This is a genomic window from Streptomyces sp. NPDC001709 (assembly GCF_053596375.1).
The window spans coordinates 19,267-40,592 of record NZ_JBSFGB010000015.1 but is presented as its reverse complement, the minus strand read 5'-3'; the positions used below and the strand labels follow the sequence as shown (position 1 = coordinate 40,592).

General features: G+C 72.6%; 19 protein-coding genes. 11 read left to right on the top strand and 8 right to left on the bottom strand.

The genetic code is table 11. From position 1 onward, the window contains the following. Positions 1–14: 14 nt before the first annotated feature. From ACWC0C_RS22345 to ACWC0C_RS22335, 3 genes are all read right to left on the bottom strand, one after another. Entirely contained in the window at positions 15–1,964 is a 1,950-nt protein-coding gene (locus ACWC0C_RS22345) for an FUSC family protein (protein ID WP_450865367.1), read from the bottom strand. 204 nt (positions 1,965–2,168) lie between these two features. Then, a complete protein-coding gene (locus ACWC0C_RS22340) occupies positions 2,169–3,116 on the bottom strand; it encodes a hypothetical protein (protein ID WP_450865366.1) in 948 nt (315 codons plus the stop codon). 371 nt (positions 3,117–3,487) lie between these two features. Then, positions 3,488–3,970: a hypothetical protein gene (locus ACWC0C_RS22335; protein WP_450865365.1), complete on the bottom strand. Its 483-nt coding sequence runs from the start codon at positions 3,968–3,970 to the stop codon at positions 3,488–3,490. A gap of 125 nt (positions 3,971–4,095) precedes the next feature. Between ACWC0C_RS22335 and ACWC0C_RS22330 the strand changes: the two genes are divergently transcribed. Together ACWC0C_RS22330 and ACWC0C_RS22325 are read left to right on the top strand one after the other, a co-directional pair. Further along, positions 4,096–5,310, top strand: coding sequence for a PP2C family protein-serine/threonine phosphatase (locus ACWC0C_RS22330; protein ID WP_450865364.1), 1,215 nt, complete (start codon positions 4,096–4,098; stop codon positions 5,308–5,310). A gap of 83 nt (positions 5,311–5,393) precedes the next feature. Continuing rightward, positions 5,394–6,488 (top strand): hypothetical protein, encoded by a 1,095-nt coding sequence (locus ACWC0C_RS22325; RefSeq protein ID WP_450865363.1) that lies wholly within the window; start codon positions 5,394–5,396, stop codon positions 6,486–6,488. Positions 6,489–6,518: 30 nt separating this feature from the next. Here ACWC0C_RS22325 and ACWC0C_RS22320 read toward each other — a convergent pair whose 3' ends face one another. Next, entirely contained in the window at positions 6,519–7,763 is a 1,245-nt protein-coding gene (locus ACWC0C_RS22320; protein WP_450865362.1) for an amidohydrolase, read from the bottom strand. A gap of 92 nt (positions 7,764–7,855) precedes the next feature. Here ACWC0C_RS22320 and ACWC0C_RS22315 point away from each other — a divergent pair, with 92 nt between their 5' ends. From ACWC0C_RS22315 to ACWC0C_RS22305, 3 genes are all read left to right on the top strand, one after another. Continuing rightward, positions 7,856–8,704, top strand: a complete 849-nt coding sequence (locus tag ACWC0C_RS22315) for a helix-turn-helix domain-containing protein (protein WP_450865361.1) — start codon at positions 7,856–7,858, stop codon at positions 8,702–8,704. Next, complete coding sequence (locus ACWC0C_RS22310) at positions 8,664–8,927, top strand: DUF397 domain-containing protein (RefSeq protein ID WP_450865360.1); 264 nt, start codon at positions 8,664–8,666, stop codon at positions 8,925–8,927. The genes ACWC0C_RS22315 and ACWC0C_RS22310 overlap by 41 nt, the downstream gene beginning before the upstream one ends. A 250-nt stretch (positions 8,928–9,177) precedes the next feature. Then, the gene (locus ACWC0C_RS22305; protein WP_450865359.1) at positions 9,178–10,521 is read left to right on the top strand and encodes a tetratricopeptide repeat protein; all 1,344 of its coding nucleotides are present in this window, start codon (positions 9,178–9,180) and stop codon (positions 10,519–10,521) included. 11 nt (positions 10,522–10,532) lie between these two features. On the opposite strand, the gene ACWC0C_RS22300 is transcribed toward ACWC0C_RS22305, so the two are convergent. Then, positions 10,533–11,417, bottom strand: a complete 885-nt coding sequence (locus tag ACWC0C_RS22300; RefSeq protein ID WP_450865358.1) for a hypothetical protein — start codon at positions 11,415–11,417, stop codon at positions 10,533–10,535. Between the two features lie 447 nt (positions 11,418–11,864). On the opposite strand from ACWC0C_RS22300, the gene thrS reads away from it, so the two are divergent. The 3 genes from thrS (at position 11,865) to ACWC0C_RS22285 (ending at position 15,879) form a co-directional block, all read left to right on the top strand. Beyond that, a complete protein-coding gene (gene thrS, locus ACWC0C_RS22295; RefSeq protein ID WP_450865561.1) occupies positions 11,865–13,079 on the top strand; it encodes a threonine--tRNA ligase in 1,215 nt (404 codons plus the stop codon). Between the two features lie 50 nt (positions 13,080–13,129). After that, on the top strand, positions 13,130–14,098 hold the full coding sequence (locus ACWC0C_RS22290) for a nucleoside hydrolase (protein ID WP_450865357.1): 969 nt from the start codon (positions 13,130–13,132) through the stop codon (positions 14,096–14,098). 113 nt (positions 14,099–14,211) lie between these two features. Beyond that, entirely contained in the window at positions 14,212–15,879 is a 1,668-nt protein-coding gene (locus tag ACWC0C_RS22285; RefSeq protein ID WP_450865356.1) for a glycoside hydrolase family 13 protein, read from the top strand. Between the two features lie 34 nt (positions 15,880–15,913). Here ACWC0C_RS22285 and ACWC0C_RS22280 read toward each other — a convergent pair whose 3' ends face one another. Next, on the bottom strand, positions 15,914–16,657 hold the full coding sequence (locus ACWC0C_RS22280) for a DUF4142 domain-containing protein (RefSeq protein ID WP_449200308.1): 744 nt from the start codon (positions 16,655–16,657) through the stop codon (positions 15,914–15,916). A 207-nt stretch (positions 16,658–16,864) separates the two neighbouring features. Here ACWC0C_RS22280 and ACWC0C_RS22275 point away from each other — a divergent pair, with 207 nt between their 5' ends. Then, on the top strand, positions 16,865–17,551 hold the full coding sequence (locus ACWC0C_RS22275) for a DUF6445 family protein (RefSeq protein WP_450865355.1): 687 nt from the start codon (positions 16,865–16,867) through the stop codon (positions 17,549–17,551). A gap of 75 nt (positions 17,552–17,626) precedes the next feature. Here ACWC0C_RS22275 and ACWC0C_RS22270 read toward each other — a convergent pair whose 3' ends face one another. After that, positions 17,627–17,971, bottom strand: a complete 345-nt coding sequence (locus ACWC0C_RS22270; RefSeq protein ID WP_450865354.1) for a cytochrome C oxidase subunit I — start codon at positions 17,969–17,971, stop codon at positions 17,627–17,629. Then, the gene (ctaD, locus tag ACWC0C_RS22265) at positions 17,968–19,686 is read right to left on the bottom strand and encodes an aa3-type cytochrome oxidase subunit I (RefSeq protein ID WP_449200253.1); all 1,719 of its coding nucleotides are present in this window, start codon (positions 19,684–19,686) and stop codon (positions 17,968–17,970) included. Before ctaD ends, ACWC0C_RS22270 begins: the two co-directional genes overlap by 4 nt. Before the next feature lie 226 nt (positions 19,687–19,912). On the opposite strand from ctaD, the gene ACWC0C_RS22260 reads away from it, so the two are divergent. Continuing rightward, positions 19,913–20,527, top strand: coding sequence for a DUF4328 domain-containing protein (locus ACWC0C_RS22260; RefSeq protein WP_450865353.1), 615 nt, complete (start codon positions 19,913–19,915; stop codon positions 20,525–20,527). 91 nt (positions 20,528–20,618) lie between these two features. Then, on the top strand, positions 20,619–21,284 hold the full coding sequence (locus tag ACWC0C_RS22255; RefSeq protein WP_449200255.1) for an SDR family NAD(P)-dependent oxidoreductase: 666 nt from the start codon (positions 20,619–20,621) through the stop codon (positions 21,282–21,284). The last annotated feature ends 42 nt before the right edge of the window (positions 21,285–21,326 follow it).

Here is a 21,326-nt window from a genome sequence, read left to right as displayed (position 1 = left end):
GGTTAGCGAAGGGCTCAGTGGGGAGATGCGATAGACCGGGCCGCGGCGACTTCCTGGCGGAGGGGTTCCAGAACGCTGCCGGCGGGGCCGGTGAGGTCCGTGCGGACCGGGGTCAGCGTCTCCGCGTCCCGTACGCCCTCCGACAGCTCCCTGAGCTGCAGCACCACCTGGGTGATCTCGGCCGGGGACGGGGGCGGCGCCCCGTGTTTCACGCGGACGCGGGCCGCCGTCGTCGCGTCGACGATGCGTTCCACCGCTACCACCAGCGGCCACCAGGCGGCCGCGCGCCGGCCGGTCGGCGGTGGTTCGGTCAGGGCCCGCTGGAACTCCGTACGGATGACCGAGAGGTCGCGGTAGAGGCGGCGGCGCATCCGGGCCCGGGCGGCGGGGTCCGTGGCCGTGCCGGTGGCGAAGGCCGCCTCCACGTACGCCGCCGTGTCCGCCACCGCGTCCGCCAGACGGTCGCCCACGCGGGTGCGCCAGCTCTCCGGCCACAGGAGGTACCCGGCCGTCAGCGCGATCGCGCAGCCGAGCAGCGAGTCCGTCAGGCGGGGCAGCAGCAACGCCGTGCCCTGGTGGTTCAGGGTGTCCGACAGGAGGAGGATCACCGGGGTGATCGCCGCCGTCTGGTAGCCGTACCCCCGGGGGGTCAGGGCCGGGATCAGGGGGGCCAGCAGCAGCATCGCGGGGACGTCCCACCAGCCCAGCGGGACCTCCGCGAGGACCACCGCCGCGATCACCAGGCCCGCGACCGTGCCGAGGGCGCGCAGCAGGGCGCGGGAGAAGACCGAGCCGAAGTCGGGCTTCAGGACGAACGTGATCGTCAGGGCCACCCAGTAGGAACGCGGGACCGGGATCAGGGAGACCAGGGCCTGGGCGATGCCGATGCAGACCGCGAGGCGCAGGCCGTAGCGCCAGGAGTTGGCGGAGAGCGTCACGTTGCGGGCCGCCCTCGCCGTGCGGATGCCCAGCGCCGCGGGACGGCCCAGACGGTCGTCGATGCCCCGGGGGTCCACGTCGGGGGCCGTGACGACCTCGGCGGCGTGGCGCAGGGCGTGGTCCACCGCGCGGGCCGTCTCCGTCGCGGGGAGCGGGAGGTCCAGGGGTATCGGGTCCGTGCGGCCCGTTTCCACGGCCCGGGCCAGGTGGTGGACGGCCTCCGGGATCCGGGGCGGCAGCGGGCGGCCCGCCTGGTGGGCCGCGGGGGCGGCCTCCACCACCGGGGTGATGGCGTTCAACTGGGCCAGGAGCCGGGTGAGTTCGCGGCTGCGGCCGTGGTGGCGGGCGCGCCGGGCCAGGATCAGGTCGTAGGACTGGTTGAGGGACTGGGTGACGGCGTGGCGGGCCTCGTCGTACTCCTCGGTGTCGTCCGTGCCGGAGGCGGCGAGGAGCGCGGCGACCGAGCGGTAGGCGGCCGCCACCGCCGCGCGTTCGGGCACGCCCGAGCGCAACGGCCAGGCCAGCAGGGCGAGCAGGAGGACCAGCAGGCCGCCTCCCGTCATCAGGGCCGGGGCCAGCCACCAGGGGTGTGGGAGGGGGAGGCCCGCGCCCACCACACAGTTCAGCAGGAGGAGCAGGCCGGAGACCGAGGCCACCGCGCCGATCGTCGAGATCATGCCGGAGAGCAGGGCGACGCCGGTCACCGCGGCCACCGCGTACCAGCCGTGCCCGTACACCAGCGCGCCCAGTGTCACGCCGACCGCGCCGAAGAGCTGCGGTACGGCGATGTTGAGGATGCGCATGCGGTAGGCGTCGGCGGTGTCGCCGATGACGCCGGACAGGGCGCCCATGGAGGCGAGGGCGCCGTACGCCGGGTAGCCGGTGGCGAGGCCGATCGCCAGGGGGAGGGCCATCGCGATGGCGGCGCGGGCTACGGCGGCCTTGTTGACGGGGGCCTGCTGGGGGCGGAGGTTCCGGACCAGCCAGTCGGGAGGGGTGAGGCTGATGGGGAACTCGCGCGACATGCGGTCATTATCGCCGGTTTGCTCTGGTCCACCCCTGTGGGCCGCCCGCCGTCGGCGGCCGACGGGCAGTCGCCCAGCCGGGTTCGCCCAGCCGCGTCCGCCCAACCCCGTCCGTCCAAACCCCGTCCGCCCAACCCCGTTCGTCCAACCCCGACCGTCTGTCCACAGGTTGGGGACGGCGGGACGCGCGTGCGCCGGATGCGGTCAGACCCGGGCTCGGGTCGGGGGCTGGGCCGGGGCAGGGGGCAGGGGCGGTGCCGAGGTGGGCGGGGTGGATGTGGGAGGACGGCGGGGGAGGCGGAGGCGGCGGGTGAGCCAGGTGGTGAGGGCGACCGTGAGGCCCAGGGTGAGCAGGAGCCAGGAGACCGTGCGCAGGGTGGCGGTGAGGGCGTCGTAGACCGCGCCGGCGGCCGGGTGGGGCACGTCGGCGGGCAGGCCGGCGAGGGTCATGGTGCGGCCGACCCTCACCGCGAGGGCCAGCAGGCCGCCGCCCAGGGCCGTGCCCAGCGCGGTCGCGGCGACGGCGCGGCGGCGGTGGACCGCCAGCGCGATCCCGGTGGCGGCGAAGGCGACGGCTGCCACCGGCAGCCAGAAGCCCGCGATTTCGAGCACGTGGAAACCCTTCCGGAATGAGGCGAGTTCGCCCGCCGGGAGCACGGAGACCGCGGTGTGCTCCACCGGGATGCGCGCGGCGAGCGGCACATGGTCCCGGGTCAGCTGACGCTTGACCTGGTCGGTGACGGGCGCGAGGTCGACGGTGACCGCACGCCCGGCCGGGGCCGCGTCCTCCTCCTCGCGCAGGGCGCGCAGGACCGCGTCGTGGGTGACCCGGTTGCCCGTGTCCCAGGCCAGCCGGAAGGCCTCGGTCTGGGTGAAGGAGCGCACCGCGTCGCGCACGAACGGGCGGACGGAGCCGCTCACCGTGCGGAGGTTCAGATGCCGGCCCATCGCGCGCAGGATGCCGTCACCGACGGTGTCCGCGAGGGCGTCCCGCACGTTCGGGTCGGCGGCGAGCGGCGCCATCGTGGTGACGTACCGGCCCGTGTCGGCGAGCCCGTACGCCGCCCACGCCGCCAGCGCGCCGAACGGCACGAGGAGGCAGGACAGCGCGAGCAGTACGGGCGACAGGGCGCTCCTGAGGCGTGGGGGCACGCTTCCAGACAACGGCCCTTGGGGCGCGGGCGCGAGCGGGAGGACTGCGTCCGGGGGGAGGGGCGGGCCGAACGGGTGTCCTGGGGCCGTGTCCCTGGACGGAGCTGGGGATTCCGCTCTCCGGTGGAGGGTTCGCCCGAACGGGTGTTTCCTGGTGCTGGGGGAGTGAGGACGACGGTGGTCGGCACAACAGGGGCCGGAGCGAGAGCGGTTCCGGCCTCCTCGGCATCTCCGGCTCCTGGAGCCGGGGTGTGACGGGGGGTGAGGGAAAAGGGGAGAAGAGGGGAAGGGGAGTGCGTGGGTCCCCGGCCGGCCGCCGGGGCCCACGCACACACCTCCACCGCCCTCGCTCGCCCGCGCACACAGCCCGCTCAGCGGACCCGGTGCCCGAACGCGTCCTCGCGCGTGTAGTAGCGGTAGAAGAACACGGCGAAGGTGCACCCCGCGACGACCAGCGACACCAGCACGGACCGCCACACCGAGTGGCCCGTCTGGATGTAGAGGAAACCGAACGCGCAGCCGACGAACGCCGTCCACAGCAGCGCGTGCACTTCCCGCAGCATCCGCGGGGCCAGCGTCAGCAGGGCGATGCACGCCACCGCGAACACCAGCGCGCTGACCCAGCCGAGCAGCAGGTTCCCGCCCGTGATGGAGCCGCCCTGGCGGGCGTCGGCCGCGACCCAGTAGCCGTAGATCAGCCCCAGCACCACCGGGACGGCGATGTGGGCGACGCGGTGGGTGCGCGCGTCGAAGATGTCGGGCGGCCGGGTGCGTAGGGGTGCTTCCCGGGTCGCGATCTCGTGTGTACCCCCGGGGCGGGACATGCCGCCGGGCGCGGGTGCCGCTTGAGCCATGAGAGCACTCCTCTCTCCTCGCCCCCGCTTTCCAGAGCACACCTGGGGGTACGGCCCGGCAAGTCGGCCAGGAGGGTGACGGGCGCCCGGATGCGGCCGGTTCCCTCCCGTGTTTCCCTGGGGACATGGAGTACGCGCGGCGCCGCCGGCTGCTGCGCGTGCGCGGCCACAGCCTCGCCTGGGTGCCGCCCCTGCTGCTGCTCGTCGGCATCGTGCTCCTGGACTTCAACACCACCGAGCGGTTCCGGATCGTCAGCTGGATCGTGCTGGTCCCCGGCACGGCCGCCGCGATCTGCGGGGTGTGGACGACCGGCGCCTTCGCCGTGCTGGCGGTGGTGACGTACGTCGCCGTCGACAGCGCCTGGCCCGACCAGTACCAGGCCGGTCTCGGCGACTTCGTCCTGGTCGCCCTAGGCGGCGTGATGGCCACGATCGCCTCCGCCGTGCGCCTGCGCAAGGAGCGGCGGACCCTGCACATCCAGGACATCGCCGAGACCACCCGCCGTACCGTGCTGCGCCCGCTGCCGGCGCGCTGGGCCGGACTGGAACAGGCCGGGGTGTATCTGGCGGCCGATGTCGAGGCCAGGGTCGGCGGCGACTTCTACGACATCCAGCCCGGCCCGCACGGCACCCGCGTCCTGGTCGGCGATGTGCAGGGCAAGGGACTCGGCGCGGTGGAGACCGCCGCCGCGCTGCTCGGCACCTTCCGTGAGGCCGGGTACCACGAGAGGGACCTCGCGACCGTCGCCGAACGCCTGGAGATCCGGATGCTGCGGCACCGCCGGCACACCACCGCGCTCGGCCGCGACGACGGCGATCGGTTCGCCACCGCCGTGCTGATCGCCTTCCCCGAGGACACCCCGGGCACCATCGAGATCGTCAACTTCGGCCATGAGCCCCCGCTCGCCGTCTGCCCGCACGGAGTGCGCGAACTGCCCAGCGGCGACGGGCTGCCGCTCGGCCTCACCGACCTCGTGGGCGGTCTGCCGCCCGTACACCGGGTGCCCTTGGCCGACGACGAGACCCTGCTGCTGGTCACCGACGGGGTGACCGAGGCCCGCGACCGGACGGGCACCTTCTATCCGCTGGCCCGGGACATCGCCGGCGCGATCGCCGCCGACCCGGGGCGGGCCGAACCCCGGCACCTGGTCCGCCGGGTCCGCGACGGCGTCCTGCGGCACAGCGACGGCCGGCTGGGCGACGACACCACGGCGTTCGCCGTGCGGCGGATACGGGAAGGGGCGGGCGAGGAAGGGGCGGGCGAGGAAGGGGCGGGCGAGGAAGGGGCGGGTGAGGGAGCGGCGGGCGAAGACGGCGAAGGGGGACGTTTGCGGTCCTGATGCTTTCCTGGGGCGCGGGTTCGCAGCCGCAGCGGTTACGGTGCTGGCTGGAGAGCGGATCAGGGTCGACAGGGGGAGGGACGATGCCCGGAACCGTGCTGCTGCTCGCGGCCTCGCCACTGGGCCGGGGGCGTCTGGTGGACGCGGCCGGTGTGCTGCCGGTGCTGGCGGCCGTCGCCCCCGCCGTGCTGTCCGGCACCGACACCGCGAACGTGGTCGAACTCGCCGATCCGCTGGAGCCGCAGGCCGTGCTGACCCGGCTGCGCGCCGCGGCGGCCGCGCCCGGCCCGCTGACCGTGTACATCGCCGGGCAGCTCCAGCTGGACCGGCGGCAGCGGCTGCCGCATCTGGCACTGGCGCGCACCACTGCGGCCACCGTCCGCTACACCGGGCTGCCTTGGCACTGGGTGCGGGAGGAACTGCGGTTGCGGTCGGCCGCGGACACGGCGCTCGTCGTGGACCTGCACGCGGATGACGAGGCGTGGCGGTACGTCGTCGAGCGCGGGTTGGAGTGCGGTCCCAATGCAGCCGTTTACGGCCGTGTCGTGGGGGCGTCCGGGCGGCGGGTGGTGGCCGAGCCGACGTATATGAAGGCGGTGGCCACGTTGTTGAGGAGCGGGTACCGTCCGCCGCTGCCGACGCTGCACGAGCAGGCGTGGGCGCGGGTGGCGGATTCGGGTGCCGGCCGGGACCGGGTGCTGGCCGTCCCCGGGGGCTCCGCGCCCGGACAGGGGCACTCGGACAACTCGGTTGCCGATCCCCACGCCGTCATCAGCGCCGCCGTGCGGGGTGGGCGGCACGGTGATGCCGATGCGCTCGCCGCCGAGCGTGAGCGACGTGCCGTGACCGCCTATGGCCCCGCCTCCGACGAGGCCCTGCACTGGGCCGAAGTGCGGGCGGATCTCGCGATGTTCGCGGGGGATCCGGTGCGCAGCTGCCGGGCCTGGCTGACTGTTGCCGGGGCCCGGCTGGGGGCGGGGCAGGCGGTGGACGCGCCCGCTGTGGAGGCGGCCGTGGACCGGGCGCACCACCAGTGGGGCCGGATCACGGACGCGGCGCGGGCCCGTGAACTCGGGCCGGCGCTCGCGGAGTTGCGGCTGCGGGTGCCGGGCCGCCGGCAGGGCGCACTGGAGAACGTGCGACGGCAACTGCACCAGCTCCAGGCGGCGGCCCGGTAAGCCCCGTAAAGCCCCGCGGGCCCTGCCGGGTCACGCCACCGACAACAGCGCCAGGGCCCCGGAGACGAGGGTGCGGACGCCCGGGGCGATCACGGACAGGTCGGGTGCGAAGTGCGGGCTGTGGTTGCTCGGCACGGCCGCGAACTTCTCCGGCAGGGTGTCGCCGGGGGCCCGGTCCCACACCTCGGCAGGGGTGGTGGTCACGAACCAGTACGAGTACGGGATCGTGCCGTCGAGCGCCAGCTGCGGGAAGTCCTCGCTGCCCATCGCCGGGCCCGGGTCGAACACCGTGCCCGCGCCGAAGACCTCCTCGTGCACGGCGGCGACGGCTGTGTCGGTGGCCGCGTCGTTGACGGTCACCGGGAAGGAGCTGCCGACGGTCACCTCCGGTTCGCGCGGGCAGCCGGCGGCCAGGCACTCGCCTCGCGCGATGCGCTCGATCGCCGCCAGCATCCGCTGCCGGACGGCTTCCGACTGGGTGCGCAGGTTGAGCGAGATACGCGCCTCGGACGGGATGATGTTGTGCCGGGTGCCGGCCTCGATCCGGCCCACGGTCAGCACGGCCGCGTCGCCCGCGGCGACCTCCCGCGAGACCACCGTCTGCAGCCGGGTGACCAGATAGGCGGCGGTCACCACCGGATCCACGGTCGCCTCCGGACGCGAACCGTGCCCGCCGCGCCCGTGCACCACGATGTCCACGTCCGTCGCCGCCGACATGATCAGGCCCGGCGCGTGCGGGTACAGGCCCGCCAGGCCCGGCGTGGCATGCTGCCCGAGCAGGACGTCCGGCCGGCCGAACCGCTCGTAGAGCCCGTCCGCGACCATCCGTGCCGCGCCCTGTCCGCTCTCCTCGGCCGGCTGGCCCACCACCAGCAGGGTGCCCCGCCAGGTCTCCCGCCCGGCGGCCAGCGCCCCGGCGGCCCCGGCCAGCCAGGTGACGTGCAGATCGTGCCCGCAGGCGTGCATCAGCCCGTCCGCCTCGGAGGCGTACGGCAGTCCGGTCTCCTCCTTGACCGGCAGCGCGTCCATGTCGGCGCGCAGCAGCACGGCCGGCCCGTCGCCGTTGACCAGCCGTCCCACGACCCCGGTGCCGCCGACCCCTTCCGCCGTCTCGAACCCGGCGCCCCGCAGCCGCCCGGCGAGCGTCCCGGCGGTGCGGTGCTCGCGCAGGGACAGCTCGGGGTGGCGGTGCAGGTCGCGGTAGAGGTCCTCCAGGTCCGGCACCGGGAGGTCGGAGGTCAGGTCCAGGGCGGTGCGGGCGGCGTCGGAGGTCACGAGCACAGCGTAGGCCTCCGGCGGGGCGCAGGGAGTTGGGAAGTCCCTTGATTTGCGGCACCCGAGCGGAGTCGTCTGGCTACGCTTGGTACATGGTGAACATCCGGGCCCTCGACCCCGCTGCTTCCCCGTTGGACTACTTCGGTTCCGAGCTGCGCAGAAAGCGGGAGGCGGCGGGGCTGACCCAGAAGGAACTGGGCGCGGTCATCTTCTGTACGGGCTCGCTGATCACCCAGATCGAGACTGCGGCAAAGGTGCCGACCAGGGCGTTCGCCGAGCGGGTGGACGCGGCGCTGCTGACAGACGGGTTCTTCTCGCGGTTGGTGGGTCTGGTTCTGCGGAGCCAGTTGCCGAGCTGGTTCCAGGCGTATGCGGAGATGGAGGCGAAGGCGGCGTACATCTCGACGTATCAGGCGCAGGTCGTGTACGGGCTCCTGCAAACGGAGAGTTACGCACGCGCGGTGCTCGGTGCGCCTGAGCCGGGAAACCTCGAAGAATTGGTGGCCGCCCGGCTGGAGCGGCAACGTCTCCTGCGCAAGGAGCGGCCGCCGTTGGTGTGGGTGGTGCTGGACGAGGCGGTGCTGTATCGGCCGACGGGTGGCCGGGAGGTGATGCGGGAGCAACTGGCGCACCTGTTGAGCTTTCGTGATCAACGCAGGGTCAAGATCCAGGTGTTGCCGTTCTCGGCAGGAGAGCACCCCGGGCTTCCGGGTGCCTTCAATCTCCTGCGCTTCGACGATCACCCGGACGTCGTCTATACAGAGGACTTCATCCAGGGGCACATGACGGCCAATCCGGACGGCGTCAGTGAGGGCTGGCTCCATTACGATCAACTGCAGGCTTCCGCGCTCTCGGTGCGGGACTCGGCAGACCTGATCGCCCACGTGATGGAGGAGCGCTATGGATACCAGCCGGCAGCTGAAGAGCGCGACGTGGCGTAAGTCCAGCTACAGCAGCAGCAGCGGGGGCGACTGCGTCGAGTGCGCGCCCCTCGGCGGCGCCGCATGGCGTAAGTCCTCGTACAGCGGGAGCAGCGGGGGCGACTGTGTCGAGGTTGCCGGTCTCCCCGCCCTCGTCGCCGTTCGTGACTCCAAGAAGCCCGACGCGGCGCACTTCGCGGTGACCCCCCACGCGTGGGCCGCCTTCGTCGGTGCCCTGAAGTAGGTCGGCGGAGCCGGGGTCGCCGCTCGGGCCGGGCCCGCGTTCGCCGCGAGGATCAGGGCCGCCGTGGCGATGACCGCAGCGGTGACGGCCCTCCATGTGGTGGTGCTTCCGTAAGGTGCGGATGTACGTCCGGGCACGGCGACCTCGCAACACAACAGCGACGCATTAAGCACACTTAATCCGCCGTTTAACCTAGGGCCTGAACGAGACGAACGGCAAGAGGGCCCAAGGGAGTTGGGGGAGCCAGCGGATGCGGGAACGCGATGATCCAGAGGTCGTCGGACGGCGCGTACAGAAACTGCGCATCCAGCGTGGGCTGACGCAGCGGCAGTTGGCCGAGCCCGCCTACACGCCCGCCTACATCTCCACCCTGGAGGCCGGCCGGGTGCGGGCCTCCGACGAGGCGCTGCGGCACATCGCCGGGCGGCTCGGCGTGTCCTTCGAGGAGCTGGCCGTCGGCCGCCCCGCCCACCTCGCCACCGACCTCAGGCTGCGGCTCACCGAGGCCCAGCGGGTGCTCGCCGACGGCCGGGCCGAGGAGGCCGCCGCCCAGTACGCGGAGCTGCTCGCGGAGGCCGAGACCCATGGGCTGGGGTGCGAGCAGGCCACCGCCCTGCTGGGGCTCGGCGAATGCGCCCTGGAGACGGGGGAGTTGACCAAGGCGCGGGAGTTCTTCGAGCGTGCCGAGGCCCACCTCGCGGGCGAGTCGCTCCCGGTGCGCGTACCGGCCGTCCGCGGGCGCGCGGTCTCCCACTACCTCGCCGGTGAACTCCGGTACGCCGTCTACCTCCTGGAGTCCACCCTCGACGAACTGAACCGCGGCGGACTGCACGACCCCGATGCCCTCCTCCTGCTCTACGCCAGCGTGATCGGCCCGTACATGGACATGGGCGCGCACGCCCGCGCCGCCCAGGCCGCCGAGTTCGCCCTCGCGCTCGCCCCGCAGGCCGCCGACCCCGCGCTGATCGCCCGGATGCACCGCTCGGTGGCCCGCACCCTGATCGCCGAGGGCCGGGTCGCCGAGGCCGACGCCTCCCTCGCCAAGGCGGCCGAGCTGTACCGCCAGCTGCGGCTGCGCACCGAGCTGGCCAACTGCCACTGGATGCGCGGTTACGTCTGCGCCCAGAACGGCGAACTGGACCGCGCCGAGGAGGAGCTGCGGCAGGCCTACGCGATGCTCTCGGAGAGCCGCGCCGCCCTCTACCGCAGCCAGGCCGCCGTGGAACTCGCCGACGTGCTGCACCGCCGCGGCAAGTCGGAGGAGGCCGGCGTACTCCTGGAAGGCGTCCTCGGGGACTTCTCCTCCGAGCGCGGCGCGGTCCACGCCGCCGCGGCCCACCGCCTCCTCGGCATCATCGCCGAGGACGCCCGGGACACCGAGGCCGCCGAGGAGCACTACGTCCGCGCGCTCAGCCTGCTGGAACGCGCGGGCGCCGCCGGTGACCTCGCCGACCTGTGCCGCCTCCTGGGCGACCTGCTGCGCCGCACGGGCCGTATCGAGGCGGCCCTGGACGCCTACCGCACCGGCCTCGGCCACCGCACCACCCCGGGCACCACCACCCTGGGCCCGGCCCCGGCCCAGCCACCGCTGTGAGCCCCTGAGGGTCAGACCTGGGCGCGGCCCTGCTTGCGGATGTCCGCCAGGCGCAGGGCACCGATCTGGACGGCGGCCTGCGTCGCGTCGTTCGGTGGTACGTCGCTCATGCTGCCGTTGGTGAGGGCGAACGCGTCCGGGCCGACCCGGACGGCGGCCACCTCCACCCTGAGCAGGGACTGCCGCCCATCGGTCGCCGTGGCGGCGACGCTCACGCGCAGGCCCTGGCGCGCGTCCCCGACCTCGGGCAGCGGGGCGCCGGTGACCTGGATGTCCTCCGTGATCCCGGTCTCCGTGGTGGCCGTGAACCGCGCGCACCGTGCGGGCATGGTCCCCAGCCAGGCGAGTGCCTTGTCGACGTCGGCGGGGCGGCGGGCGGCGATCTGGTAGCGCAGCTGGGCGTCGCTGTCGCCGTTGTCGAGGCCGACGGCGACACGGGCGGGCGCGCCGAAGAGGTCGTCGGTGTAGAGCGCTTCCAGCAGCGGCTTGCAGTCGGCGGCCGTGGTGGTCGCCTTCAGCAGCCCGTCGTGCCAGGTGGCCGCCCCCCGGGTCGCCGTCCAGGGGGCGCCGAGATCGGTCTCGTTGATCAGCGCTGCCTGCGCCTGCTCGTCGGTGAGCGTGGAACCGTCGGGCCGCGCGGGCGCCTTCGGCGTCGGGGACGGCTTGTCGACGGTCGGCAGGGGCTGGGGCGCGGTCTCCGGCTGCCGCAGACCGAACGCCGCGCAGCCGCCGGCGGCGATGAGACCGGCGGCGATGAGGGAGAGCCGGAGGCGACCGCGCGGGATCGGAAGACCGTACGGATTCCGCAGGCTCTGGAGGCCGCGGTGGCCGTGGTGGCGGTGGTGGCCGTGGCGCTTCGGGGCACGGTGGGCGCGCCGGCGTATCGCGGGGATCATCGGTGCCTCCTGGGCGCTCGGGCGGGTGGGGTCCCGGCTGGGAACCCCGCTGCGGTGGTGCCTGCTCTCACGGCACCACCGCCCCGACCGCCCCACCAGCGCTCCGGGCCGTCCGGGTGAGTGGGGCGCGGGATCCGGGTGAGTGGTTCGTCGGGTGGGGTGAGGGGTCCGCCGGATTCGGGGAGCGGCCCGCGGAAATGCCTCGCCCCGCCGCTTCGCCGCCTGCTACGGTCCCCGTATGCAGCGTGCCCAGCAGTGCCAGAGCACGACGACGCCGGACACCGTCCCGGCGCGCTGACACCTGACCAGCATCGAAGCCCCGGGGCGAGCGCCCCGGGGCTTCTGGCGTGTCACGGGGTGTTCGCCTCTCCCACCGAGGAGACACCGATGAATGCCCCCGTGAACGACCGGAACGACCGGAACGACCAGAGCGACCGGAACGAGCAGCTGCCCGACCACCGCCGCCTCGGCCGCGAGCTCGGCCTGTTCGACACCGACCCGCTGATGGGCGCCGGCCTGCCGTACTGGCTGCCCGACGGCGCGGTCGTACGGCACACCCTGGAGGAGTACATCCGCGAGGCCGAACGCCGGGCCGGGTACCGCCACGTGTACTCGCCCGCGCTCGGCAAACGGGAGCTGTACGAGATCTCCGGGCACTGGGACCACTACAGCGACGACATGTACCCGCCGATGAAGCTCGGTGCGGACGAGGTCGTCCTGCGCCCCAGCCTCTGCCCCCACCACGCCCTGATCTACCGCTCCCGCTCCCACAGCTACCGCGAACTGCCCCTGCGCCTAGCGGAGCTGGGCAGCATGCACCGCGCCGAACTCTCCGGTGTCCTCGGCGGTCTGACCCGCGTCCGCGCCATCCAGCTCAACGACGCGCATATCTTCTGCACCCTCGACCAGGCGGTTCAGGAGGCCCGCGCCGCCCTGGAGCTGATCGCCCGCGCCTACGCCGACCTCGGCATCGTGGCCGTACGGCACCGCCTCTCGCTGCCCGGCGAGGGCGGCAAGTACGTCGCCGACCCCGCACTGTGGCGGCGGGCCACCGAGCTGCTGCGGCAGGTGCTGGACGAATCCGGCATCGGCTACGAGGAGGCGGAGGGCGAGGCCGCCTTCTACGGCCCGAAGATCGACGTGCAGATCGCCGACCCGGCCGGCCGTGAGTCCACCCTGTCCACCGTGCAGATCGACTTCCACCAGCCGGCCCGCTTCGACCTGCACTACATCGGCGCGGACGGCGCGAAGCATCGCCCGGTGATGGTGCACCGCAGCATCATCGGAAGCGTCGAGCGGGCGGTCGCCCACCTCATCGAGGCGCACTCCGGTGCCTTCCCGGCCTGGCTCGCGCCGGTGCAGCTGGTCGTCCTGCCGGTCGCCGAGGAGCAGCTGGAGCAGGCGGCGGCGGTCGTGCGGGAGGCGGCCGGGCTGGGCCTGCGCGCCGAACTCGCGGGGCCCGCCGAGGGCACCCTCGGCGCCCGGATCCGGGCCGCGCGCCTGGTGCCGTACCAGGCGGTGATCGGCGCCCGTGAGGCCGACGCGGGCCTGGCCGCCGTACGCCTGCGGGACGGCCGGCGGCCCGGCGGGCTGCCGGTGCCGGAGCTGCTGTCCCGGATCGCCGCACGGGTGGCCGCGCGCGGCACCGCCCTGTGGGAGTGACCGGAGTGATCTGTACTGATCTAAGGTCGGCTTGACGGAAGGAGTCCGCCGTGACCGGTCAGCCCATCCCCGTGATCATCGACTGTGACACCGGCGTCGACGACGCCCTCGCCCTGCTGCTGGCCGTGCGCCACCCCGGCCTCGATCTGCGGGCGGTGACCTGCGTGGCCGGGAACACGGACGTCGACGGCGTGGTCCGCAACACCCTGACCGTGCTGGAGCAGGCGGGCGCCCCCGACATCCCGGTGGGCCGGGGCGCCGAACGCCCGCTGCTCGAACCGGCGCGCCCGGCCACGCACGTGCACGGCACCGACGGCATGGGCGACCTGGGCCTGCCCGCGCCCACCCGGAGCCCGTCCGAGCTGGACGCCGTGGCCCTGCTGCGCCGCGAGATCCTGGCCTCCCCCCGCCCGGTCACCCTCATCCCCACCGCGCCCCTGACGAACATCGCCCTGCTGCTGCGCACCCACCCGGAGGTGACCCGCAACATCGAGCGGATCGTCTTCATGGGCGGCGCGGTGGCCGTCGGGAACGCCACGCCGGTCGCCGAGTTCAACGTCTGGCACGACCCGGAGGCGGCCGCGATCCTGCTCACGGCCGGGGTGCCGATCACGATGTACGGCCTCGACGTCTTCACGCAGGTCGTCGTGGACGCCCCGGACGTCCACCGGATGCGTGCCAGCGGCGACCCCGGCACCCGCCTGGCCGGCGAACTCCTCGCGCACCGGCCGGCCGCGCCGGGCGAGGCCCCGGAGGCGGAGGAGGCGGGCGGCCTGGGCGACGCGGGCGCGGTCTGCGCGGTCGCCGACCCGCAGGGCATCACCACCCGCCGCCTCCCGGTCGAGGTCTCCCTGGCCCCCGGCCCCGGCCGAGGCCAGACGATCGTCGACCGCCGCCCCCGCCCCGGCGAGTCCGAGATCCACGAGGGCACCCGCGAACAGGCCCTGGTGGACGTGGCGTTGGAGGTCGACGTGGCCCGTTATGTGAAGCTGTACCTGCAAACCGTGGAGCGCCTCTAGGGTTGCTCCGGCGGGGCCGGGGTCGTCGTAGGCCCTGCCCGCAACCGAAGGTTCCCTTTCCGGGCAATGTGGACAGATTCTCTGTACCGTCGTCCCTCCCGAAGGGAACCCGTATGGCAGACCGTTCGCCGGACCTCTCCTCCAAGAACCCCGACTGGTGGCGCCAGGCCGTCATCTACCAGATCTACCCCCGCAGCTTCGCCGACGCCGACGGCGACGGTCTCGGAGACCTGAAGGGCGTCACCCAGCGGCTGAACCACCTCGCCACCCTCGGCGTCGACGCCCTGTGGCTCAGCCCCTTCTACCCCTCGGAACTGGCCGACGGCGGCTACGACGTCGCCGACCACCGGGACGTCGACCCCCGCCTCGGCACCCTGGACGACTTCGACGCCCTGGTCGGCGAGGCCCACCGGCTCGGCCTGAAGGTCGTCGTCGACATCGTCCCGAACCACACCTCGCACCGGCACCCCTGGTTCCAGGAGGCCCTGCGGGCCGGGCCGGGCTCCCCCGCCCGGGACCGCTTCGTCTTCCGCCCCGGCCGGGGCGCGCACGGCGAACACCCGCCCACCGACTGGCAGTCCGTCTTCGGCGGCAGCGCCTGGAAACGCACCCCCGACGGCGCGTGGTACCTCCACCTCTTCGCCCCCGAACAGCCCGACCTCAACTGGGACAACGCCGACGTCCGCGCCGACTTCCGCACCACCCTGCGCTTCTGGTCCGACCGGGGCGTCGACGGCTTCCGCATCGACGTCGCCCACGGCCTCGCCAAGGACCTCACCGAGCCGCTGCGGGACCTCGGCAACCTCGGCGCCACCGGCGAGACCGCCCTGCCGCTCGTCCCGCCCGGCAGCCACCCCTACTGGGACCGCGACGAGGTCCACGAGATCTACCGCGACTGGCGCAAGATCTTCGACGCCTACAGTCCGCCGCGCTCCGCCGTCGCCGAGGCCTGGGTCCCGGGCGCCCGCCGCGCGCTGTACGCCCGGCCCGACGAACTGGGTCAGGCCTTCAACTTCGAGTATCTGGAAGCCCGTTGGGACGCGGCGGAACTCCGCCGGCTCATCACCGACGAGCTGGCCACCGCGCAGGCCGCCGGCGCCCCCGCCACCTGGGTGCTCTCCAACCACGACGTCGTCCGGCACAGCTGCCGCCTGCTGCTCCCGCCCGGCACCGACCCGGACGCCTGGCTGCTGTCCGGCGGCACCGCACCCACGCTCGACACCGGCACCGGCCTGCGCCGGGCCCGCGCCGCGACCCTCCTCATGCTCGCGCTGCCCGGATCGTCGTACCTCTACCAGGGCGAGGAACTCGGCCTCCCCGAGGTCGCCGACCTGCCCACCGAGGTGCTCCAGGACCCGATCTGGGAACAGACCGGCCACGTCCGCAAGGGCCGCGACGGCTGCCGGGTCCCGCTGCCCTGGACGACGACCGGACCGTCGTACGGCTTCGGACCCGGCGCCGCCTGGCTGCCCCAGCCGCCGTCCTTCGCGTCGTACGCCGTCGAAGCCCAGACCGGCACGGACGGCTCGACCCTGGAGCTGTACCGCACGGCCCTGCGCCTACGCCGCAAACTGCCGGCGGGGGAGACCCTGACCTGGTCCGCCGACAGCCCCGCCGACGTACTCGACTTCACCCGCGCGGAGCACGCGGAGAACTGGCGCTGCGTGACCAACCTGGGGAACGAGCCGGTACGGCTGCCGCCGGGGGAGGTGGTGCTGGCCAGTGCGCCGTTGCCCGACACACGGACCCTGCCCCCGGACACGACCGTCTGGTTGGCGTGAACGACGTCAGGACGCGGCACTCACGGCGGACGACTCAGCGCACGGTCGGACCGGGACTCGCCCCCGCCGATCCACCCCCACCACCGGCAAGGCCGTTGATGTCCACGGGAGTGGACGTCGCATTCGGCGGCGGCGTCAGCACCACCTCCGGCTGGCCTGCCGCCGGAGGCGGCGGCGTCAGGTCGGAGTCGGGCAGCTTCGGCGGGGTCGTCTGCTGGAACAGCGTCTGGTCGAAGTCGACGAGCCCGGTCGCCTCCATGACCTTGATGTGGTCCAGGACGGTGTCGTTGGCCTGGTCGGCGAGGGCCCGGACCAGCGAGTTCTTCGTGGTGGAACGGATCTTCGCCACCGTGTTGAAGATCGAACCGTGCGTCATCCGCAGGATGTTGGCGAAGTCGGTGTCGAACTTCTTGCCGGTGTCCGACTTCAGCTGGCTGACGAAGCCCTGCTGCTGGGGGCTCGGCAGGTCGGGCAGCGTGATGTTCAGCATGGGCGCGATCTTGCGGCAGGTGGTGTCCAGCGCCGCGTGCCCGTCGACGAGGTGCTGGCTGGCGGTCTTGACCGCCGGTGCGGTGCCCTTCTGCAGCCCGAGCTGCCCCACCGGGTACTCCCACAGACCGGCCGCCCGGACCTTCACCACGAAGTCCCGGTCCTGCTCGGTGAGCGGCCCCCACTGGGTGTTGGAGATGACGCGGTCCTGTGCGCTGGAGACCTTCGTCAGACCGAGCATGGTCGGGTAGGCGAGTGCCGCGAGGGTGAGGGCCATCGCACCGCCCACGAAGAGAGTTCCCGTCGCGTTCCGCGAAAAGCGCACCGTGCCTCCTGCCCGGTCGGGGAGCCGCCATGAGGCGGTTCGGACACACAGCAGTACGGATGCGGAAGCCGTTTGTGTCTGTGCGGCAGGTAAAGAAGAGTTGACCATTCCTCGGGAGAGTTGACCATCGCCTGGGAGAACGCATACGAAACGCGGGCCTAGATTCGCCCCATGCCCCCACAGCCGCCCCCCAGGATGCCCGCAGCACTCCCCGTCCTGCCCTACCGCAAGCCCACCAGGGGCCGCGACTACTGGGTCCTCGACGACGCCCTGCCCGAGGCCGACGCCGTACGGGAGCGGTGCCTGGCCAAGGACGACTGGGTCAAGGGCTACCCGTACACCTCCGAGACCTGGCCCGGCCTGCGCGCCATGCCCGGCCTGGAGCCCCGCGAACTCGCCCGCATCGAAAGCCTGGTGAAGAAGGCCACCGGCGCGAAGGAACTGTGGGTGCAGCAGGCGCCCGGCGGCGGCACCCTGAACCACAACTGCGTCCAGGTGGTCGGCGAGGGCGAGAGCGAGCCCCGCCCGCACACCGACTCCCGCGCCCTGTGCCGGTACGCGGCCGTGCTCTACCTCAACCCCGACGTCCCCAAGGACTGCGGCACCGCCTTCTACCGCCAGTCCCTGCCCGGCGGCCGCCTCGGCGGCAACATCGTCCAGGCCCCGCACAACAACCTCGTCGAGGCCCTGGGCACGCGGTTCGTCCCCGGCGACCACTTCGAGGAGGACGTCCGCGTCCCGCACAAGTACAACCGCCTGCTCCTCTACAACGCCAACCTCGTGCACAGCGCGACCGGTTACCACGGCAAGACGCTGGAGGAGAAGCGCATGACGGCGGTCTTCTTCTGGATGGCCTGAGCGTCCTGCTGTGCTGCCCATCGCGGGCCGATAGACGCAGCCGCCACGTGGTGCCGCACAGGCAAGGGGCCGGCCTCACCGCGCCAGCAACAGCGCCCCCAAAGCCGTACACCCCGCGCACACGGTCAGTGTCAAGGCCACGCAGCGGCGGCGGAGGGTGTCGTAGCGGTGCTCGTACTCGGTGCGCAAGGACTGGCAGCGCGCTGCCACGCGTTCCAGGTCGGTGCGGGCGCGGTGCAGGGCATCTGCGGTGTAGCGGCGCTCGATCTCCTCGCGCTGGGCGGTCGTCAGCCAGTCCAGGGGTGTGACGAATGCGCGCGCTCGCTGCTCCGCCTCGGCGATCCGGGCCTGCCAGAGGAGGTATCCCTCGACCTCGTTGGCGAGCGCGCCGTCGGGGCCCTGCCTCGGCAGTCCGTTCACCCCTGTCCTCGGTCGGTCCGCGCCGGGAGCTGGTGCTCGTGTTCCGCCATCGCGATGTCGGGGTGGTGCAGGTCGAACGCGGGGGACTCGCTGCGGATCCGGGGCAGGGTGACGAAGTTGTGGCGTGGGGGCGGGCAGGAGGTCGCCCATTCCAGGGAGCGGCCGTAGCCCCAGGGGTCGTCGACGGCTACCGGCTCGCCGTATCTGGCCGTCTTCCAGACGTTGTAGAGGAACGGCAGCATCGACAGGCCGAGGAGGAATGAGCCGATCGTCGAGACCGTGTTCAGCCATGTGAAGCCGTCGGACGCCAGGTAGTCGGCGTAGCGGCGGGGCATGCCCTCGGCACCCAGCCAGTGCTGGACCAGGAACGTGGTGTGGAAGCCGATGAAGAGGGTCCAGAAGGTGATCTTGCCGAGGCGCTCGTCGAGCATCTTGCCGGTCCACTTCGGCCACCAGAAGTGGAATCCCGCGAACATCGCGAAGACGACCGTACCGAAGACCACGTAGTGGAAGTGGGCCACCACGAAGTAGGAGTCGGAGATGTGGAAGTCCAGGGGCGGCGAGGCCAGGACGACACCGGTCAGGCCGCCGAAGAGGAACGTCACGAGGAAGCCCGCCGACCAGAGCATCGGGGTCTCGAAGGACAGCGAACCCTTCCACATCGTGCCGACCCAGTTGAAGAACTTCACCCCGGTCGGGACGGCGATCAGGAAGGTCATGAAGGCGAAGAAGGGCAGGAGCACACCGCCCGTGACGTACATGTGGTGGGCCCAGACCGTGACCGACAGGCCGGCGATGGAGATCGTCGCGGCGATCAGGCCCATGTAGCCGAACATCGGCTTGCGGGAGAAGACCGGGATGATCTCGGAGACGATGCCGAAGAACGGCAGCGCGATGATGTACACCTCGGGATGGCCGAAGAACCAGAAGAGGTGTTGCCAGAGCAGGGATCCGCCGTTGGCGGCGTCGAAGACATGGGCGCCGAACTGCCGGTCCGCCTCCAGGGCGAGCAGCGCGGCCGCCAGGACCGGGAAGGCCAGCAGGACCAGGACACCGGTCAGCAGCACGTTCCAGCAGAAGATCGGCATGCGGAACATGGTCAGCCCGGGGGCGCGCATGCAGATGATCGTGGTGATGAAGTTGACCGAGCCGAGGATGGTGCCGAAGCCGGAGAAGGCCAGACCCATGATCCACAGATCGCCGCCGACCCCCGGTGAGCGGACCGCGTCCGTCAGCGGGGAGTAGGCGAACCAGCCGAAGTCGGCCGCTCCGTCCGGGGTGAGGAATCCGCCCACCGCGATGAGCGAGCCGAACAGGTAGAGCCAGTAGGCGAACATGTTCAGCCGCGGGAACGCCACGTCGGGCGCACCGATCTGCAGCGGCATGATCCAGTTGGTGAAGCCGGCGAACAGCGGTGTCGCGAACATCAGCAGCATCACGGTGCCGTGCATCGTGAACGCCTGGTTGAACTGCTCGTTCGAGACGATCTGCAGGCCCGGCCGGGCCAGCTCGGCGCGCATGAGCAGCGCCATCACGCCACCGGCCAGAAAGAACGCGAAGGACGTCGCCAGATACAGCGTGCCGATCGTCTTGTGGTCGGTGGTGGTCAGCCACTTCACCACGACGCCGCCCGGCTGCCTGCCCCTGACCGGCACCTCGCTCTCGTACGAGGCCGCGGGCGCGGCGGCACCATGGGGTTCGTTCAGGATGCTCACACCTGCATCCTTGCTGCGGGACGGCGCACGCGAAGCCCTGAGCGGCCGACGCGCGGCCGATCGCATGACGGATGCACACGGATGGCGCAAGCCAAGACGGCCCTGGTGGCCTGCGGCTTTCGTAGGACAGGATGGGGCGGTGACCGAACAGACAGATCAGTCGGCTGCCCATACGCTTGCGTATCGGCCGGTTCAGGTGACCGGGCAGCTGGCTGTAGGGGGATTGTTGCTCGCCGGGCTCGCCTGGGTCGTGCGAGGGGCGTGGGAGATCCGGCTCGCCATGGCCGGAGAGCCGGCCGCCGGGCCGCCGGACCAGGGCGACGGGGTGCACCGGCAGCTCAACTCGCTGGAGAACTCGTACCACTTGGTGACCTCGGCGGGCGGTGTGCTGGTCTTTCTCTGCGCCATGCTCTACCTGTCCTGGCTGCTGCGGCTGCGGGAGAACGCGCGGGTGCTGTCGGGGGACACGCCGAAGTACGCGGGGATCTGGGTGTTCCTCGGGTGGCTCGTGCCGGTGGTCAACCTGTGGTTTCCGCGGGGGATCGTCGTGGACGCGTTCCGCAGCAGCGCGCCCGGGCGGAAGCTCCCCGGCTCCGTCAACGTGTGGTGGGGGCTGTGGCTGATCGGGATGCTCAGCGGGGTGGGGATCATGTACCGCGACTCCACGGATCAGATCATCGAGCGTGCCTACACCGAGGGGTGGCCGCTGCTGCTGTGTGACGCCGCCGTGGTGGGGGCCGCCGTCGCCGGGGCCTTCGCGGTACGGGCGGTCACCGCCGTACAGGTGGAGCGGATGCGTGGGGCGCGGGACGCCGTCACCCAGGTGGCCGAGACCGTGTAGCGGCTTACCGCGGCGGCTCGATCACGTCCGCCCACACGCGGTCGGGCCAGGGGCGTGTGCGGCGGTACGGCGTGCGGTACGGATGGGTGCCATGAGCAGTATCGCCATCGTGGGTGCCGGGCCGGGGCTCGGAGCCGCTGTCGCACGGCGGTTCGGGCGGGAGGGGTTCGCCGTGGCCCTCTTCGCCCGGGACCGGGACCGGCTCGACACACTGGTGCGGGATCTCGGCCGCAGCGGTGTCACCGCCCGGGCCTTCCTCGCCGATGTGCGCAGGCCGGAGGAGCTGGCGGGGGCCCTGCGCCGGGCGGCGGACGAGGTGGGGACCGTCGAGGTGCTGCAGTACAGCCCCGTGCCGCACCGGGACTTCATGCGGCCCGTGCTGGAGACCGGGCACCGGGATCTCGTCGGGCCCATCGAGTTCTCCGTGTACGGGCCCGTCGCCGCCGTGCAGCAGGTGCTGCCGGGCATGCGGCGGCTGGGGCGCGGGACGATCCTGTTCGTCAACGGCGGGACCGCCGTCGTACCGCACACCGAGCGGGCGGGGACGTCCATCGCGTTCGCCGCGGAGAGCGCGTACGGCCATCTGCTGCACGAGCGGCTCGCGGGCGAGGGGATCCATGTCGCGCAGCTGGTGATCCCGGGGGCGATCACCCTGGGGCACGCCCGCAAGGACCCGGCCGTGCTCGCGGAGACGCTGTGGGGGATGCACCGGGACCGGCACGGCTTCCGGCACTTCGCCGACGACCTCGCCGGCTGACCCAGACCGATGACCTCCGGTGCTGACTGGGCACCGTCAACC

What these genes read in the sequence shown, in the direction of transcription:
- ACWC0C_RS22305 (WP_450865359.1), top strand. Translation starts at nt 9,178, where the DNA reads ATGCGGGAACGCGATGATCCAGAGGTCGTCGGACGGCGCGTACAGAAA.
- ACWC0C_RS22300 (WP_450865358.1), bottom strand. Translation starts at nt 11,417, where the DNA reads ATGATCCCCGCGATACGCCGGCGCGCCCACCGTGCCCCGAAGCGCCAC.
- ACWC0C_RS22275 (WP_450865355.1), top strand. Translation starts at nt 16,865, where the DNA reads ATGCCCCCACAGCCGCCCCCCAGGATGCCCGCAGCACTCCCCGTCCTG.
- ACWC0C_RS22315 (WP_450865361.1), top strand. Translation starts at nt 7,856, where the DNA reads ATGGTGAACATCCGGGCCCTCGACCCCGCTGCTTCCCCGTTGGACTAC.
- ACWC0C_RS22335 (WP_450865365.1), bottom strand. Translation starts at nt 3,970, where the DNA reads ATGGCTCAAGCGGCACCCGCGCCCGGCGGCATGTCCCGCCCCGGGGGT.
- ACWC0C_RS22325 (WP_450865363.1), top strand. Translation starts at nt 5,394, where the DNA reads ATGCCCGGAACCGTGCTGCTGCTCGCGGCCTCGCCACTGGGCCGGGGG.
- ACWC0C_RS22345 (WP_450865367.1), bottom strand. Translation starts at nt 1,964, where the DNA reads ATGTCGCGCGAGTTCCCCATCAGCCTCACCCCTCCCGACTGGCTGGTC.
- ACWC0C_RS22310 (WP_450865360.1), top strand. Translation starts at nt 8,664, where the DNA reads ATGGATACCAGCCGGCAGCTGAAGAGCGCGACGTGGCGTAAGTCCAGC.
- ACWC0C_RS22330 (WP_450865364.1), top strand. Translation starts at nt 4,096, where the DNA reads ATGGAGTACGCGCGGCGCCGCCGGCTGCTGCGCGTGCGCGGCCACAGC.
- ACWC0C_RS22255 (WP_449200255.1), top strand. Translation starts at nt 20,619, where the DNA reads ATGAGCAGTATCGCCATCGTGGGTGCCGGGCCGGGGCTCGGAGCCGCT.
- ACWC0C_RS22285 (WP_450865356.1), top strand. Translation starts at nt 14,212, where the DNA reads ATGGCAGACCGTTCGCCGGACCTCTCCTCCAAGAACCCCGACTGGTGG.